Here is a 15,317-nt window from a genome sequence, read left to right as displayed (position 1 = left end):
GTCAGCGGGGTCCGACAACGTCGCCGGCGAGCGCGAGCACCCGGCGGGCCTGCTCGACCATGGCGACGTCGACGAAGCGGCCGCCGGGGAGGACGGCGACGCCGGAGCCGGAGGCCGCCGCGGCCTCGACCGCGGCGACCACCTCGGCCGCGCGGGCGACCTCGTCCGGCGACGGGCGGAAGGCGGCCTCGATGACGGGCAGCTGCCGGGGGTGGATCGCGGACCGCCCGACGAAGCCGAGCGCGCGCCCCGCCCGGCACGACGCGGCCAGCCCGTCGTCGTCGCGCAGGTCGGTCCAGACGGCCATCGCCGGCGGCGGCAGCCCGGCCGCCCGCGCCGCGACCACCAGCCGCTGCCGGCACCACGCCAGCCCGTCCGGGCCGGACACGCCCAGGTCGGAGGCGAGGTCGGCCTCGCCCAGCCCGATCGACGCCACGCCCGGCGCCGACGCGACGGCGTACGCCGCCTCGACACCGGCCGCCGTCTCCAGCAGCACGTGCACCGGCCGCTCCCCCGCCGCCGACCGCACCGCCGACCGCACCGCCGCGACGTCCGCCGGCGAGGACACCTTCGGCACCCGCACCCCCACGAACGACGGCAGCCCGGCGACCATGGCGAGGTCGTCGCCGCCCCACGGCGTCGAGGGCGCGTTGACGCGCACCTGCACGGCCCGGCCCGGCCCGGCGTCCGCCAGCAGCGCCGCGGCCGACGCCCGGGCGGCCGCCTTCGCCGACGGCGCCACCGCGTCCTCCAGGTCGAGGATCACCACGTGGGCCGCCGACGCGAGCGCCTTCGCCGCGCGGTCGGGCCGGTCGGCGGGCACGTAGAGCAGGGTCAGGTTCATACGACGCCCTCGGTCCGCAGCGAGGCGATCTCGTCCGGGCTGTACCCGAGCGACCCCAGCACGGCCACGGTGTCGGCGCCGTGCGCCCGCCCGGTCCACCGCACCGTCCCGGGCGTCTCGGAGAGCCGGAACAGCACGTTCTGCATCGCGACCTCGCCGAGGTCGTCGTCGGGCAGCCGCAGCACCGTCCCCAGCGCGTCCAGCTGCGGGTCGGCGACGATGTCCGACGCGTCGTAGACCGGCGCGACGGCGGCCTCGGCCCGCTCGAACTCGGCGACGACCTCGTCCCGTGTCCGCGACGACACCCAGGCGCCGACCGCGGCGTCCAGCTCCTCGACGTGCGCGGCCCGGCCGGCGCCGGTCGCGAACCACGGCTCGTCGACGACGTCGGGCCGGCCGACCAGCCGCATGACCCGCTCGGCGATGCTCTGCGAGCTGGTCGACACCGCGACCCAGCGACCGTCGGCGCACTGGTACGTGTTGCGCGGCGCGTTGTTCGCCGACCGGTTGCCGGTGCGCGGCTGCACCGTCCCGAGCTGGTCCCACCGGGTGAGCTGCGGCCCGAGCACGGACAGCATCGGCTCGACGATCGCGAGGTCGACGACCTGCCCGCGTCCGGTCGCGGCCCGGGCGTGCAGCGCGGACGTCACCGCGAACGCCGTCGCCAGCGCCGTGATGCCGTCGGCCAGCCCGAACGGCGGCAGCGTCGGCGGGCCGTCCGGCTCGCCGGTCATCGCGGCGAACCCGCTCATCGCCTCGGCCAGCGTGCCGAAGCCGGGCCGCCGCCGGTACGGGCCGACCTGCCCGAACCCGGTCACCCGCGCCAGGATCAGCCCCGGATTGTCCGCCGCCAGCGCGTCGTAGCCGAGGTTCCACCGCTCCAGCGTGTCGGGCCGGAAGTTCTCGATGACGACGTCCGACTCACGGGCCAGCCGCCGGAACACCTCCTGGCCGCGCTCGTGCGACAGGTCCAGCGTCATCGTCTGCTTGTTCCGGCCGAGCGTCTTCCACCACAGGTTCTGGCCGTCCTTCGCCGGCCCGTGCCCGCGGGACGGGTCCGGGCGGCGCGGGTGCTCGACCTTGACGACGTCGGCGCCCATGTCGCCCAGGTGCATCGCCGCGATCGGCCCGGCGAACAGCGTCGCGGCGTCGACGACCCGCAGCCCGGCCAGCGGCCCGGCGGTCACGCGAGCCCCACGGCGCAGCGGAACCCGACGGACGGTGAGCGGTCCAGCCCGGCGCCCATGAGCAGGTACTTCGCCGAGAAGTCCGGCGTGCGGCGGCCGCCGTCGAAGTACCAGTCCGAGCCGGTCGGCAGCCAGTCGGAGCCGCCCTTGAGGACGACGAACCGGGTGCGGCCGTCGGTGTGCTCGCTCTCGGTGAGGTTCCAGACGGCGGGCGTGCCGCGCTCCAGCAGCCCGGCCTCGCCCGCGACCTGCCACTCGTCCTCGGTCGGCAGCCGCAGCCCGGCCCACGCGGCGTACGCGCGGGCGTCGGCGAGGTCGACGTGCGTGACGGGGTCCGGCCCGTGCCGCTGCGCGTGGAACCGCTCCGGGCGCAGCGGCGGGTAGCCGGTGGCGGCGAGGAACGCGGCGAACTCGTCGTTGGTGACCTCGGTGCGGCCGATCGCGAACGGCGCCAGCTCGGCGCGACGGTGCGCGGTGCCCTCGGCGTGCAGCCGGGGCGGCAGCGGCTTCCACTCGTCGACGTAGGGGGCCTCGTCGTAGAGGCCGGTCTCGCGGACGCGGTACCGGACGACGAGGTCGTAGCGGCCGCCGTCCACCCGGGCCAGGCCGGGCGGCGGTTCGGCGACGGCCACCAGCGGCGCCGGGACGCGGACGGCCGGCCGGCGCGGGAACGTGCTGTCTGCCGAGACGGCGACGGAGCCCGGCGCGACGTCCGCCGCGAGCACCGCCGCGACGCCACCGGCCGGGAGCCGGCCGCCGACAACCGTCCGCCCGTCGTCGTCCTTCGTCACCGAGAGCGCCGCACCGGTCGTGAGCTCGGTGAACGGGCCCGTCGCGGCCACCGTCAGCCAGGGGCCGGACCAGTCGGCGTCGCTCCGGTTGACCACGGTCCACAGCGCCACACCGTCGTGGACCCACCGCGACGCGTACACCGGTGCGCCGCCGCCGGGGTGGTCGGCCAGCGGCGTCCAGTCCTCGGCCTGCAGCCAGTCGCGGTACTCGCGCTGCACCCGTCGCATCGAGCGCAGCAGCGACCGGTCCCGCGCGCTCCAGCCGGCCCAGACGCCGAACACCGTCTCCCACACGAGCATCCCGGAGCCGTTCAGCCAGGCCGACTGCAGCTCGTCGAGGTGACTGTGGTTCCAGCGGCGGGTGTGGTGCAGCACGTGCCGGCGCTCGAACCAGGTCGCGCGCAGCACGCCCGGCACCGGCGAGTCGGCGAACCACTGCGCCCACGACATCGTGTGGTCGTGCACGCGGGCCAGCGGCAGCCGCGACTCGCCCTCCATCGACAGCCCCGGCCGCAGCGCGTCGAGCCCGGCCCGGACCTCGGCCGAGCCCTCCTTCGAGCTGTCCAGGAAGACGCCGTCGGCGCCCAGCCGCTCGACCAGCGCGACGACCGCATCTGGTCGGGACGGCTCCCACGGGTAGTACGACACGAACACCCGCACCCCGGCGGCCTGGAAGGCGGCGACGACGGACGGCAGCTCGGGCACGTCGAAGAAGGCGAACTGGTCGCGCTCGTCGATGCCCTCGTTCGGGTACGCGTGCCAGAGCACGACGCCGTCGAAGCCGCCGAGCTCGCGGGTCGCCGCGGCCAGGTAGCCGTCGACGTCGAACCGGCCGGTCGCGTGGTCGTACAGCAGCTCGTCCCAGAGCCAGGCCAGCGCGACGACGAAGCCGTCGGTCCGCTCGGCGTCGTAGCGCGAGCCGTCGTAGGCCGTCCGCTCGCGCGCCTCGGACCGCCAGCGGGTGAGCGCCGCCCGCCAGGCCGGCCAGTCCGCCGGGTCGTCCGGCGCGGCGAGGATCTTCGCCTCGTCCAGCACCGACAGGTCGGCGTCCGGGTCCAGCGGCACGGCCGCCGGGCGGTCGATGGGCCGCGGGACGTACGGGTTCAGCATCAGCCCTCCGCGAGGAATGCGTCGATCTCGGCGCGGTCCGGCATCGACGACGACGCGCCCGGCCGCTGCACCGACAGCGCGGCCGCCGCCGACGCCCGTCGCAGCGCGTCCGGCCACTCCAGGCCCTCGGCCAGGCCGACCGCGAGCACCCCGGCGAAGGTGTCGCCGGCCGCCGTCGTGTCGACCGCCTCGACCTCGAACGCCGGCACCTGCGTCGTCGCCGCGCCGCTGACCCGCAGCGCCCCGCGGGCGCCCAGCGTGACGACCACGTCGCCGCCGCGCCCGGCCAGCGCGTGCGCCGCCTCGACGGGGTCCGCGACGCCGGCCAGCAGCGCCGCCTCGTGCTCGTTCGGCACCAGGACGTCGACCGCGGTCAGCAGCTCGGCCGGCAGCGGCACCGCCGGCGCCGGCGTCAGCACCACCCGCACGCCGCGTTCGCGCGCGTACCGCGCGGCCTGCGTGACCAGCACGAGCGGCAGCTCCAGCTGCAGCATCAGCAGGTCCGCGGCGTCGACGGCGGCCCGGTGCGCGTCGGTCAGCTCCGTCACCGTCCCGTTCGCGCCCGGCACGACGACGATCGAGTTGTCGCTGGTCGCGTCGACGGTGATGTGCGCGGTCCCGGTCGGCCGGTCGCTCACCGCCAGCCCGGACACGTCGATCCCGGCGCCGGCCAGCAGCGCCGTGATGCGCCGGCCGAAGTCGTCGTCGCCCACGGCGCCGAGGAACGCGACGTCGCCGCCGGCCCGCGCGGCCGCGAGCGCCTGGTTCGCGCCCTTGCCGCCGGGGACGGTGGTGAAGTCGCGGCCGGTGACGGTCTCGCCGCGGCCCGGCGCGCGGTCGACGGTCGCGACGAGGTCCATGTTCGCGCTGCCCAGGACGGCGATCACGGCGCACTCACCGCCACCGTCCGGGCCGCGAGCGCGTCGAAGCCGATGCCGTCGAACCCGGCCAGCGTCGTGCCGACGCGGTTGCGCAGCGGCGCGGTCCACCGCTGCGGCAGCGCGGCGGCGCCGGTCAGCCCGCCGACGATCGAGCCGACGGTGGCGCCGTTGGAGTCGGTGTCCCAGCCGCCGCTGACGACGGCCGTGATGGACCGCTCGTAGTCGCCGCCGCCGTGCACCAGCGCGGCCACCACCAGCGCGGCGTTGTTCAGGACGTGCACCCAGTGCAGGTGCCCGTAGCGCGCCTCGATCGCGTCGACGACGGCCTCCCAGTCCGGTTCCTTCGCGGCGGTCTCGCGGGCGAAGCGGACCGCCTTGGCGTAGCGCGACGCCGCCGGGACCACCGACAGCCCGGCGTCCAGCACTTCGTCCACCGTCGCCGCGACCAGCGAGGCCGAGCACGCCGCGGCCGCGAACAGCTCGCCGTACACGCCGTTGCGGGTGTGGCTGAGGACGGCGTCGCGCCAGGCCAGCGCCGCGGCGCCGGCGGGGTCGCCGGGCCGGGCCCAGCCGAACACGTCGCCGCGGATCTGCGCGCCGATCCAGTCGCGGAACGGGTTGCGCACCGTCGCGGTGGCCGGTGGCAGGTGGCCGAGCAGCAGGTTGCGGTAGGCGACCCGCTCGGCGGTGAACACCCGCCCGGCCGGCAGCTCGGCCAGCCACCGCTGCGCGACGTCCTCCGTCGTGAGCCCGGCGCCGCGGTCCTCCAGCAGGGCGAGGTTGAGCATCGGGAAGTTGAGATCGTCGTCCTCGGGCATGCCGTCGATGTTCTCGGCCAGGCTGGTCGTCGCGCTGCGGCGGTTCCACGGATGGCGGGCGGCGACGTCGCCGGGCAGGCCGACCGCGGTGAACCAGCCGGTCAGCGGCCAGCGGCCGGTCGCCTCGAGGATCTCCCGGATCCCGGCCCGCGAGATCTTCTCGACCGGCTTGCCGAGCAGGCAGCCGGCGGCGCGGCCGAGCCAGGCGCCGTGGACGCGGCCGGCGTCGGCGGCCTCCCGTCGCGCACCCGCCGGCCAGCCCGCCCGCAGCTCGTCCAGCGCCGTCGGCTCGGCCTCGTCGTACGGCGACGGCCGCCGGTCCAGCTCGTCCAGCAGCTGCGCGGCCAGCGCCCGCAGCTCCGGTGGCGCGGGGGTCTCGGAGGCGCCCGACCGCACCGGCGCGTCGTCGCCGCCGGCCACCGTCCACCGGGCCCGCAGGTCCGCGACGTCGACGCCGTCCTCGCCGGCCTGGGCGAACGCGTGCCCGACCAGGTCCTCCGGCTGGATCCAGGTGAGCCGCATCAGGCCAGCCCGCCGAACGCGGCGTCGACGGCCACCCGCCGGGCCGCGTCGGCCGCCCGTACCCGCGCCGTCACCGCGGCCAGCCGCTCCCCCGGCCCGACGAGGTCGACCCTGCTGGCCGCCGCGACCGTCGTCACCAGGTCGGCCGGCACCGCGGCGCGGCCGCCCAGCGCTCCGGCGACGGCCCCGGCCATCGACGCGATCGAGTCGGAGTCGCGGCCGTAGTTGACGCCGCCGATGACGGCGTCGCGCCAGTCGCCCCCGGCGATGGCGAGCAGGCCCAGCGCGACCGGCAGCTCCTCGATGGTGTGCACGCGGCTCGGGCGGCGCGCGCCGAGGCCCTGGTTGCGGTAGTCGTCGCCGACGGTGTCGTAGGGGGCGACGGCGGCACGCAGCTTGCCCGACTCGACCGCCTCGGTCCAGTGCCCGATCGACGCCGCCGTCTCCAGCACCGCCTCGATGCCGGCCCTCGTCCCGTCCTTCGCCAGCCGGACCGCCGCCGACAGCACGTCATCGATCGTCGCGCCGGGCGCCGCGGCCGCGGCCACGCAGGCCGCCATGACGCCGGCCGCCTCGCGCCCGTAGGACGACTGGTGCGCACCGGCGACGTCGATGGCCTCGGCGTAGGCGGCGTCCGGGTCGGCGGCGTTGACGATGCCGACCGGCGCGATGTACATGGCCGCGCCGCAGTTCACCGCGTTGCCGACGCCGGCCTCACGCGGGTCGGCGTGCCCCCAGTGCAGCCGCAGCGCCATGAACTTCTCCGCCAGGAAGACCCGCTGCAGCGGCAGCGCCTCGGCCTCCAGCTCGGGGATCCAGACCTTGCGGCCGATCATCAGCGGCACCAGCCGCTCGGCCACGTCGTACGCCGTCAGGTGCGCCCCGGCCTGCTCGTACACGTCGACCACCAGGTGCGTCATGAGGGTGTCGTCGGTGACGTGGCCGTCGCCCTTGTGGTACGGCGCGATGGGCCGCGCGGTGCGCCAGTCCTCGTAGTACGGCGGCACGATGCCCTCGACCCAGCCGCCCCACCGGTCCCGGATCTGCTGCGGCGACCACCCCTCCGTCGCACCACCGAGCGCGTCGCCGACGGCGGCTCCCGTCATGCATCCGACCGCGGTGTCGATGAGTGCGTCAGTGGTCACGAGTCGTCCTCTCCTCGATGGAACCTGCCAGCTCGACCAGGTCGAGTCCGGCCAGATCGGCCGCGCAGCAACCGGCGAGTCGCCGGCACCGCTCGGCCCACGTGGTGGGTAGCGCGCTCAGGCCGCGGGCCGCACCGGTGAGCGCTCCGGTCAGCGCGGGTGCGCTGTCGGCGGTCGCGGGCAGGCAGGCGGCGGCGGTGATCGCGGCGATGGGTGGTTCCCCGCCGCGCTCGGCGGCCAGCGCCAGCGCGACGGCGACCGGCAGCGTCTGCGCCGCGGCGACGCCGTAGCTGTAGACGTGACCGGCCGGCTCGTCCAGCAGCGGGACGGCGTCGGCCGCGCTGGTGGCGTCGGCTGTGCTCGTCACCGCTCGGGCCAGGTTGTCGGTCAGGAGGGTGTCCTGCGTCAGGTGTTCCGCTGCCGCCGCCCAGGCGGTGGCCAGCGGTTCGCCGCGGACCAGCCGCGCGATCGTCGCGGCGACCGCCCGTGCCGCGGCCACGCCGTCGCCGGAGTTCGTCACCTCGGCGTCCCACCCGGCGAGGGTCGCCGCCTCCGCGGGTCCGGCGGCCACCAACCCGGCCGCGACCGCCCGCACCGCCCCGGCGTCGTCGAAGTGGTGTGGGTTGTCGTGCCCCGTCACCGGCGGGTCGACATCCCGCCGCAGTGCGTCGGCCGCGGTCGCGACGCTGATCCGGCCGCGCGGCAGCGTCCCCTCCGTCACCGCCGTCCGCCAGTACGCGTGAACGTCGGCGCGGGTCAGCGGGCCGGTCGTCGTGCCGAGGCGGGTCAGCGTCCACGCCACCCACTCCGCGTCGTCGGACGGGCCCAGCCGCAGCGGCGCCGTCGGCTGGTTCAGCGCGAACGGCACCGGCAGCGTCGTCACCTGCTGTGTCTCCGCGAACGCGTCGAGCTCGCGGTGCAACCGCCGGGTCCACGGCGGCAGCAGCACCGCCCGGTGCCGCACCGACGGCCACCCCGCGGCGTCGCCGATGGCGAGCCCGAGCAGCGCCCCGGCCCTGCGTTCCTGCCGTTCCGTCACGAGCCGTCCTCCCACCGCGCACCGCACCCACCGGCGCGCGCCGGCGAGTTCCGCGCGCGTCGAACGTTGTCGGTGCCCGCCCGTAGGGTGGGCCCCACCCGGGCCGGGAGGGGTCGACCTACCACCGCGCACAGCACGCCGCGCACCTGCCGCACGCCACCGGCCCGCGCCGTCCGCCCCAGCCGTCCCCTCACGCGTCCTCCAGGTGCTCGGCCAGCCGGTCGGCCAGGTCCAGCGGATGCAGCCCCGCCACCACCTCGCCCAGGCACCGCCCGGTCACCGGCCCGATCTGCGCCTGCCATTCCGCCGGCACCGCGCCCAGCCCGCCGAGCGCCCCGGCCAGTGCGCCGGCGATCGCGGCGGTGGTGTCGGCGTCGCGGCCCATCGACACGGCCCCTGTGACGGAGCCGGCGAACCCGCCGCCCGCCGCGAGGAACGCGCCGAACGCCAGGGCGACCGCCTCCGGCCCCAGGTCCGTCCACGGATACGACCGGACGACGACGGCGTCCAGCAGCGCGGGCATGTCCCCGGCGTGGACCAGCGCCGAGCGCAGCGAGCGCGCCGTCCACGAGTCGTCCGGGACGGCGGCCAGCGCGGCGGCCGCGACCTCGGCGGCCGACGCGCGCCCCGTCATCGCGACGGCGACCGCGGCGGCCACCGCGACCCCGGCATGGATCCCCTCGCCGGCGTGGCTGACCGCGCCGTCGACGGCGGCGAGCCGCGCGGCCAGCGCGGGATCCCCCGCCGCGTACACGCCGTGCACCGCGGCCCGCATCGCCAGCCCGTCGCTCCACGAGTGCAGGTGCCGCCCGCTGGCCGGCGGCCGCAGCCCGGCCCGCAGGTTCTCGATGGTGCCGAGCTCGCTGAACCCGGCGCCGGAGAACCCGCCCGTCTGCCCGGCCAGGTGGGTGATCCACGCGTCGGCGACGTCGTCGCTGGTCAGCGCGGCGCCGTGGTCGAGCAGCAGCAGCGCGCTGAATGCCGCGTACTCGGTGTCGTCGGTCCCCGACGGCCGGTCGGTGAGGAAGCCCGTCACCGTGCCCCAGCGGGCCGCGATCTGCTCGGCCGTCAGGTTCTCCGCGGGGGCGCCCATGGCGTCGCCGACGGCGAGCCCGAGCAGGCACCCCCTCGCGCGGTCCTTCATCGACACCTCTCCACCCTCACCGCGCCACCGCCGTCAGCGGTTGTAGCGCTCCAGGATCTCGTTGCCGTCCTCGGTCAGCCGGGTGCCGAGGTCGTCCAGCGAGATCGCGTTGGCGAAGAACTCCTCGATCGACGGGTTGGCGACCTTGTTCTTCCACTCCTCGTAGCCGCGGACCCGCTGGAACGGCGCCTGCTCGAGGAACGTCCCGGACGCGGCCGCGACGGGCCAGTCCGGCGTCTCGGTGAGGACGGGGTCCTCGGCGGCCGCGGCGCTGGCCGGGATCATCCAGTCGCCCTTGGCCAGCAGCGCCTGGTTCTCCGGGCTGAGCATGTACTCGAGGAACGCCATCGCCTCCTCGGGGTGCTCGGACTCGGCCGCGACGGAGATCGTCTGCGGCGCCGCCGCCTGCGTCTGGGAGTCGCCCTCCAGCGCCGGGATCGTCACGTACTCGAAGCCCTCGGGGGCCTGGTCGATGATCTGCTGACGGAACCAGATGCCCTTCGGGAGCATGGCGTACTGGCCGGCGAAGAAGCCCGGCAGCGGGTCGGAGCCGCCCATGCCGATGGCGTCGGTCGCGGCGCTCTTGTCGACGTAGAGCTGGTCGTGGATGCGCTGGAACGCCTCCTTCTCCGCGTCGCCGAAGATCGCCGTGCTGGCGCCGTCGGACTCCTCGAAGAACCCGCCGCCGAAGTTCATGGCGAGGTTGAGCATCCGGTTGGCCGGGTCCTTCAGCGTCCACGCCACGCCGAACGTGTCGGCGTCGGTGAGCTGCGTCGAGATGTCGGCGAACTCGTCCCACGTCCACGGGTCGTCCGGCGCGGGCACCGCGATGCCGGCCGCGTCGAGCAGCGCCTTGTTGGCGAAGATCACCTGCGCGTCCAGCAGGAACGGCACCGCGTAGACGGAGTCGTCGAACGTGACCGCCTCCCACGCGCCGTCGAGGATGTCGTCGGTCATCTCGTCGGGGACGAGGTCGGTGATGTCGAGGATCCAGCCGCGGTCGGCGAAGTCCTGCAGGTAGGACGACTCGTAGTGGACGAGGTCCGGCGCGGTGCCGCCCTCGAACGCCGTCACCAGCTGGTCCTGCACCGAGGCCCAGTCACCCTGCAGGTACTCGACCTGGATGTCGGGGTTGTCGGCGTTCCACTGCTCGATGATCTGCTGGTTCGCCTCGATGGACTCCGGCTGAAAGGCCAGGCTCTGGAAGGTCAGCGTCACCGGGCCGTCGCCGCCCGTCCCGGCGCCGTCGCCGTCTCCGTCACCGGAGCCGCAACCGGCCAGCACGAGGCCGGCGCTGACGACGCCGGCGGACACGATCGTTGCTGCTCTGCGCACGATCCCTCCTGGGGTGGTGATGTGGGTGGTCAGGACTTCACCGCGCCGCCGAGCATGCCCCCGACGAGACGGCGTTGGATGATGGCGAAGAAGACGAGGCTCGGGACGGTGGCGACGAGCGCGGCGGCCGCCAGCGGGCCCAGCCGCGCCACCCCCTCCGCCCCGATGAACTTCACCAGCGTCAGTGAGATGGTCTGCAGCTCCGGCGTGCGGAGCAGGACCAGGGCGAACAGGAACTCGTTCCACGCCGACACGAACGCGAACAGCGCGGCCGCGACCACACCGGGCACCAGCAGCGGCGCGACGATGTCCTTGAGCGTGCGGAGCTTGCCGGCGCCGTCCATGGCGGCGGCCTCCTCCAGCTCGACGGGGATGCCGACGACGTAGCTGCGCAGCATCCACAGCGCGAACGGCATGCTCCAGACGACGTAGACGATGATCAGGCCGAGCTGCGTGTCGTAGAGCCCGGCGTCGCGCAGTAACAGGAACAACGGGATGATCACCAGAATGAACGGGAACATCTGGCTCAGCAGCACCCAGAGCATCGTCATCCGGCTCAGCACCGAGCGGTAGCGCGCCATCACGTAGGCCGCCGGGATCGACAGCAGCACTGTCACCAGCGCCGAGGTGCCGGCGATGATCAGCGTGTTGAACAGCGCCCGGGCCAGCGGCTGCTGCTCGAACGCGAGCCGGAAGTTGTCCAGCGTCGGCTCGGCCGGGATGATCGTCGGATCGATCAGCGCCATCTCCTGCGGCGGCTTGAACGCCGTCGAGATCAGCCAGAGCAGCGGGAAGGCCAGGAACACCAGGTACGCCACCAGCGCCACGTACTTCGCCGGCGTCGCCAGCGTGCGGAAGCCGCGCATCGTCAGCCCTCCTCCCGGTAGCGCCGTCGCAGGTAGAACACGACGAACACGGCGATCACCAGCACCATCGCGTTGCCCAGCGCGGCCGCGTAGCCGTAGTTGCCGTAGCGGAACGCCTCCTCGTACGCGAAGAGCATCGGCAGCCGGGTCGAGCCGCCGGGTCCGCCCTCGGTGAGCACGTACACGAGGCTGAAGGAGTTGAAGTTCCAGATGAAGTCGAGCGTCGTCATCGCCGTGACGATGGGGCGCAGCGCCGGCCACGTCACGTTGCGGAACCGCTGCCACGGCCCCGCGCCGTCGACCGCGGCCGCCTCCTTCAGCTCCTCGGACACGCTCTGCAGGCCGGCCAGCAGCACCACCGTCGTCTGCGGCATGCCCGACCACACGCCGACGACGATGACGGCGGGCAGCGCCAGCGACAGCGAGCTGAGCCATTCGACGTTGGAGTCGATGATCCCGAGGTCCTTGAGCGTGCTGTTCAGGATGCCGGCGTTGGGGTGGTACACCAGCCGCCACATGATGCCGATGACGACCGGCGGCATCGCCCACGGCACCAGCGCCAGCGTGCGGGCCAGCCAGCGCAGCCGCAGCTTCTGGTTGAGCAGCAGCGCGAGGCCGAGGCTGGCGAAGAACTGCAGGACCGTGACGCCGAACGCCCAGATCAGGCCGATGCGGAAGGAGTCCCAGAAGTACGAGTCGCCGAGCAGCTGGCTGTAGTTGTCGAAGCCGGTGAAGGCGGTCTCGCTGTTGCGGCCGGCCTCGGCGTCGGTGAACCCGAGGTAGATGCCGCGCAGCAGCGGGTACATGCTGAACAGCACGACGGGGATGAGGGCCGGCACGGCGAGCAGCAGCCCGTCGCGGTCCAGGCCGAGGAAGTTCTTGCGCTTCGGCTCGGTGGGCCGGGTCGCGGGCCGTCGCGCGGTGGCGGTGGCGCTCATCGGCTGCTCTCCCGGACGGTCAGCGACGGCGGGACGGTGACCCGCTCGGGCGGCGCGTCGTCGCCGTCGAGCCGGCGCAGCAGCAGTTCCGCGGCGATGCGGCCGCGGTCGGCCGAGCCGAGGGACACGCTGGACAGCGGCGGGAAGCTGGTGGCGGCCAGCGGGGTGTCGTCCATGCCGACCACCCGCACGTCGCCGGGGACGTCGCGGCCGAGTTCGCGCAGCGCGTGCAGGACGCCCATCGCGATGAGGTCGTTGGCGCCCAGCACCGCGTCGATGTCCGGGTGTTCGGTGAGCAGCTCGCGCGCCGTCTCGCGCCCGGCGTCGAACCGGAAGTCGGTGAACCGGATCAGCGCGTCGTCCGCCTCCTGGCCGACCGCCGCGAGCCCCCTGCGGTAGCCGTCGTAGCGGGCCCGGCCGGGGACGGTGTCGAGCGGGCCGTCGATGAACGCGATGCGGCGGGCGCCGGCCTCGGCCAGGTGCTCGACCGCGAGCTGCGCGCCCACCCGCGAGTCGGCCCGCACGTTGTCCACCGGCACGTCGTCCGGCAGCAGGCCGATGACCACGACCGGGACGGCGGTCTGCCGCAGCGCCTCGACGTGGCGGTCGGTGACGCGCAGCGGGCACAGGATGAGGCCGTCGACGTAGTTCTGGCTGAGGCTGGCCAGCACCCCCAGCTCGTCCTCGACGTCGGCGGCGGTGCTGTGCAGCAGCAGCCGGTAGCCCTCGTCCCGCAGCGTCGGCTGGATGCGGCGGACCATCTCCAGGTACGCGGCGTTGCCGATGTCCTCCATCGCGAACGCGACCTGCCCCGTGTGCCGCGTCTTCAGCGACTGCGCGACGACGCTCGGGACGTAGCCGACCTCCCGCACCGCGGCGTTCACCCGGGCGACCATGTCGGCGTTGGAGGTGTTGCCGTTGAGCGCGCGCGACACCGAGGAGATCGAGACCCCGGCGACCTTGGCCACCTCGTGAATCGTCGGCCGACGGCGCTGCGACACGTGTGTCCACCTCCTCGTGGATCGGGGTCGGAACCGTTTCCGAGTAGTGCCGTGATGCGGAGCGGGAAACGTTTCCGGGATGTGGTGGACATTGGATCGTGCCGCGCCCGGTCCCGTCAAGTCACCGATGCGAACCCGTGACCCGCTGGGGCGTCCGCGCCCCGGTCACTCGTCGGCTACCCGGCCGGCACCACGCCCCGACCCACGCCGCCGACACCACGCCCCGCCCACGCCGACCCCACCCCCACACGCCAGCCTCCCGGCCGCCGCCGCACGGCCACCCCCGTGACGCCGCCGCCCCGAGCCAGCGCGGCCGGCCCACACGAGCCCCACCAGCCCCTCAAGCCCCACACCGACGGTCGATCATGGCGAAAGTCGGGTCCCGGGTCGCCGGGAAGCCGACCTTCTCCATGATCAACGAGCGCACGCGGCCGCGGGGCGCGGCGACGTGTTCGCCGGCCCGCTGCCGTCGCCGGGTTAGAACAGCGCGCTGGCCAGCGCCGACCGCGCCTTGACGACGCGCGGGTCGGCGCCGCCGACGATGTCGAACAGCTCGACGACGCGGGCACGGACCTGCTCGCGGTCGTCGCCGAAGACGCGGCGGATGGTGCCGATGAGGCGGTCGAACGCCTGGTCGACCCGGCCCGACACGACCTCGATGTCGGCGGCCAGCAGCTGTGCGCCGACGTCGGCAGGGGCGGCGTCGGCCGCCGCGAGCGCCCCGGCCGGGTCTGCGCCCGCCGTGCGGCGCAGCAGCTCGACCTGGGCCAGCCCGGCCTTCGCCTCGGCGTCGGCCGGCGTCTCGGCCAGCACCTGCTGGTACGCCTGGGCCGCCTTGTCGAAGTCGCCGGCGTTGATGGCGTCGTAGGCGGCCTCGAACCGGGGGTCGATCGGCTCTTCCTCGACCGGGTCGTCGCCCTCGGCCGGGTCGGCGCCGCCGGCGCCCGGGATGGGGTCGGCCCGCCCGGCGACGCCGTTGGCGACGGCCATCTGCAGCAGCTGGTCGATGACCTGCTGGGCCTGTGCCTCGGGGATGGCGCCCTGGAACATCGGGACCAGCTGCCCGCGCAGCACGGCGACGACGGTGGGGATGCTCTGCACCTGCGCGGCCTGCGCGATGGCCTGGTTGGCGTCGACGTCGATCTTGGCGAGGACGAACCGGCCCTCGTGCTGCGCGGCCAGGCGCTCGAGGATGGGCGAGAGCGTCTTGCAGGGCTCGCACCAGGTGGCCCAGAAGTCGATGACGACGGGCACGGACATGGACCGGGTGAGCACCTCGGACTGGAACGTCTCCTCGGTGACGTCGATGACGTAGCCACCGCCGGAGGCGCCCGGCGTGGCCTGCTGCGGCGTCCCGCCGCCGTTCAGGGCGGACAGGTCGACGGCGCCGGGGCGGCTGAAACTCTGCGAGCTCATGCCCCTATCCTCCACCGATCAACCGCCCGGCTGCCACATGGGTCCGTCAGTCCCAGTAGGCGCTGTTCCAGTGACGGGCGTCGACGGCGTGCGCGCGAGGCACCGGGACGAGCGGTGCGGGCGCGGCCCGGCGGGCGGGTTCGTCGGCGACGCGGCGGCGCAACGGGTAGGCGTGCGCGAGCAGGATGGCGATCATCACGGCCAGCAGGATCGGTACCAACATGCGACCTCCCTGGTCGGAGCGCTGTTGCCCGCATGGTGACAGATCACCGGCGGGCCG

14 protein-coding genes are annotated in these 15,317 nt (G+C 74.8%); all 14 read right to left on the bottom strand.

The window, feature by feature from the left end:
- Nucleotide 1: 1 nt before the first annotated feature.
- The 14 genes from BLV02_RS06010 to BLV02_RS36320 all read right to left on the bottom strand — a co-directional run bounded on the left by BLV02_RS06010 (nucleotide 2) and on the right by BLV02_RS36320 (nucleotide 15,260).
- Nucleotides 2-844 carry an HpcH/HpaI aldolase/citrate lyase family protein gene (locus BLV02_RS06010; RefSeq protein ID WP_069113218.1) on the bottom strand — a complete coding sequence of 281 codons (843 nt, stop codon included), beginning with the start codon at nucleotides 842-844 and terminating at the stop codon, nucleotides 2-4.
- The gene (locus BLV02_RS06005) at nucleotides 841-2,031 is read right to left on the bottom strand and encodes a CaiB/BaiF CoA transferase family protein (protein WP_216094389.1); all 1,191 of its coding nucleotides are present in this window, start codon (nucleotides 2,029-2,031) and stop codon (nucleotides 841-843) included. Before BLV02_RS06005 ends, BLV02_RS06010 begins: the two co-directional genes overlap by 4 nt.
- Nucleotides 2,028-3,932: an SUMF1/EgtB/PvdO family nonheme iron enzyme gene (locus tag BLV02_RS06000; RefSeq protein WP_069113217.1), complete on the bottom strand. Its 1,905-nt coding sequence runs from the start codon at nucleotides 3,930-3,932 to the stop codon at nucleotides 2,028-2,030. The genes BLV02_RS06005 and BLV02_RS06000 overlap by 4 nt, the downstream gene beginning before the upstream one ends.
- Entirely contained in the window at nucleotides 3,932-4,819 is an 888-nt protein-coding gene (rbsK, locus tag BLV02_RS05995; RefSeq protein ID WP_074946165.1) for a ribokinase, read from the bottom strand. The genes BLV02_RS06000 and rbsK overlap by 1 nt, the downstream gene beginning before the upstream one ends.
- Nucleotides 4,816-6,153 carry an ADP-ribosylglycohydrolase family protein gene (locus BLV02_RS05990; protein ID WP_069113216.1) on the bottom strand — a complete coding sequence of 446 codons (1,338 nt, stop codon included), beginning with the start codon at nucleotides 6,151-6,153 and terminating at the stop codon, nucleotides 4,816-4,818. Before BLV02_RS05990 ends, rbsK begins: the two co-directional genes overlap by 4 nt.
- Nucleotides 6,153-7,259, bottom strand: a complete 1,107-nt coding sequence (locus BLV02_RS05985) for an ADP-ribosylglycohydrolase family protein (RefSeq protein WP_069113285.1) — start codon at nucleotides 7,257-7,259, stop codon at nucleotides 6,153-6,155. Before BLV02_RS05985 ends, BLV02_RS05990 begins: the two co-directional genes overlap by 1 nt.
- 28 nt (nucleotides 7,260-7,287) lie before the next feature.
- On the bottom strand, nucleotides 7,288-8,337 hold the full coding sequence (locus BLV02_RS36330) for an ADP-ribosylglycohydrolase family protein (RefSeq protein ID WP_069113215.1): 1,050 nt from the start codon (nucleotides 8,335-8,337) through the stop codon (nucleotides 7,288-7,290).
- A gap of 190 nt (nucleotides 8,338-8,527) precedes the next feature.
- Nucleotides 8,528-9,481, bottom strand: coding sequence for an ADP-ribosylglycohydrolase family protein (locus BLV02_RS36325; RefSeq protein WP_069113284.1), 954 nt, complete (start codon nucleotides 9,479-9,481; stop codon nucleotides 8,528-8,530).
- Nucleotides 9,482-9,514: 33 nt separating this feature from the next.
- Complete coding sequence (locus BLV02_RS05970) at nucleotides 9,515-10,816, bottom strand: ABC transporter substrate-binding protein (RefSeq protein WP_216094387.1); 1,302 nt, start codon at nucleotides 10,814-10,816, stop codon at nucleotides 9,515-9,517.
- 29 nt (nucleotides 10,817-10,845) lie between these two features.
- The gene (locus BLV02_RS05965; RefSeq protein WP_069113214.1) at nucleotides 10,846-11,682 is read right to left on the bottom strand and encodes a carbohydrate ABC transporter permease; all 837 of its coding nucleotides are present in this window, start codon (nucleotides 11,680-11,682) and stop codon (nucleotides 10,846-10,848) included.
- 2 nt (nucleotides 11,683-11,684) lie between these two features.
- Entirely contained in the window at nucleotides 11,685-12,620 is a 936-nt protein-coding gene (locus BLV02_RS05960; protein WP_141711718.1) for a carbohydrate ABC transporter permease, read from the bottom strand.
- Nucleotides 12,617-13,621, bottom strand: a complete 1,005-nt coding sequence (locus tag BLV02_RS05955) for a LacI family DNA-binding transcriptional regulator (RefSeq protein WP_069113213.1) — start codon at nucleotides 13,619-13,621, stop codon at nucleotides 12,617-12,619. The genes BLV02_RS05960 and BLV02_RS05955 overlap by 4 nt, the downstream gene beginning before the upstream one ends.
- A gap of 477 nt (nucleotides 13,622-14,098) precedes the next feature.
- On the bottom strand, nucleotides 14,099-15,037 hold the full coding sequence (locus tag BLV02_RS05950; RefSeq protein WP_069113212.1) for a tetratricopeptide repeat protein: 939 nt from the start codon (nucleotides 15,035-15,037) through the stop codon (nucleotides 14,099-14,101).
- Nucleotides 15,038-15,083: 46 nt separating this feature from the next.
- Nucleotides 15,084-15,260: a hypothetical protein gene (locus BLV02_RS36320; protein ID WP_171906818.1), complete on the bottom strand. Its 177-nt coding sequence runs from the start codon at nucleotides 15,258-15,260 to the stop codon at nucleotides 15,084-15,086.
- Nucleotides 15,261-15,317 lie beyond the last annotated feature (57 nt).

The organism is Jiangella alba (genome assembly GCF_900106035.1).
In the GTDB taxonomy this organism is placed as follows: domain Bacteria; phylum Actinomycetota; class Actinomycetes; order Jiangellales; family Jiangellaceae; genus Jiangella; species Jiangella alba.
Note: the sequence above shows the minus strand (reverse complement) of the source record. Positions and strands in the feature narration are given on the sequence as shown.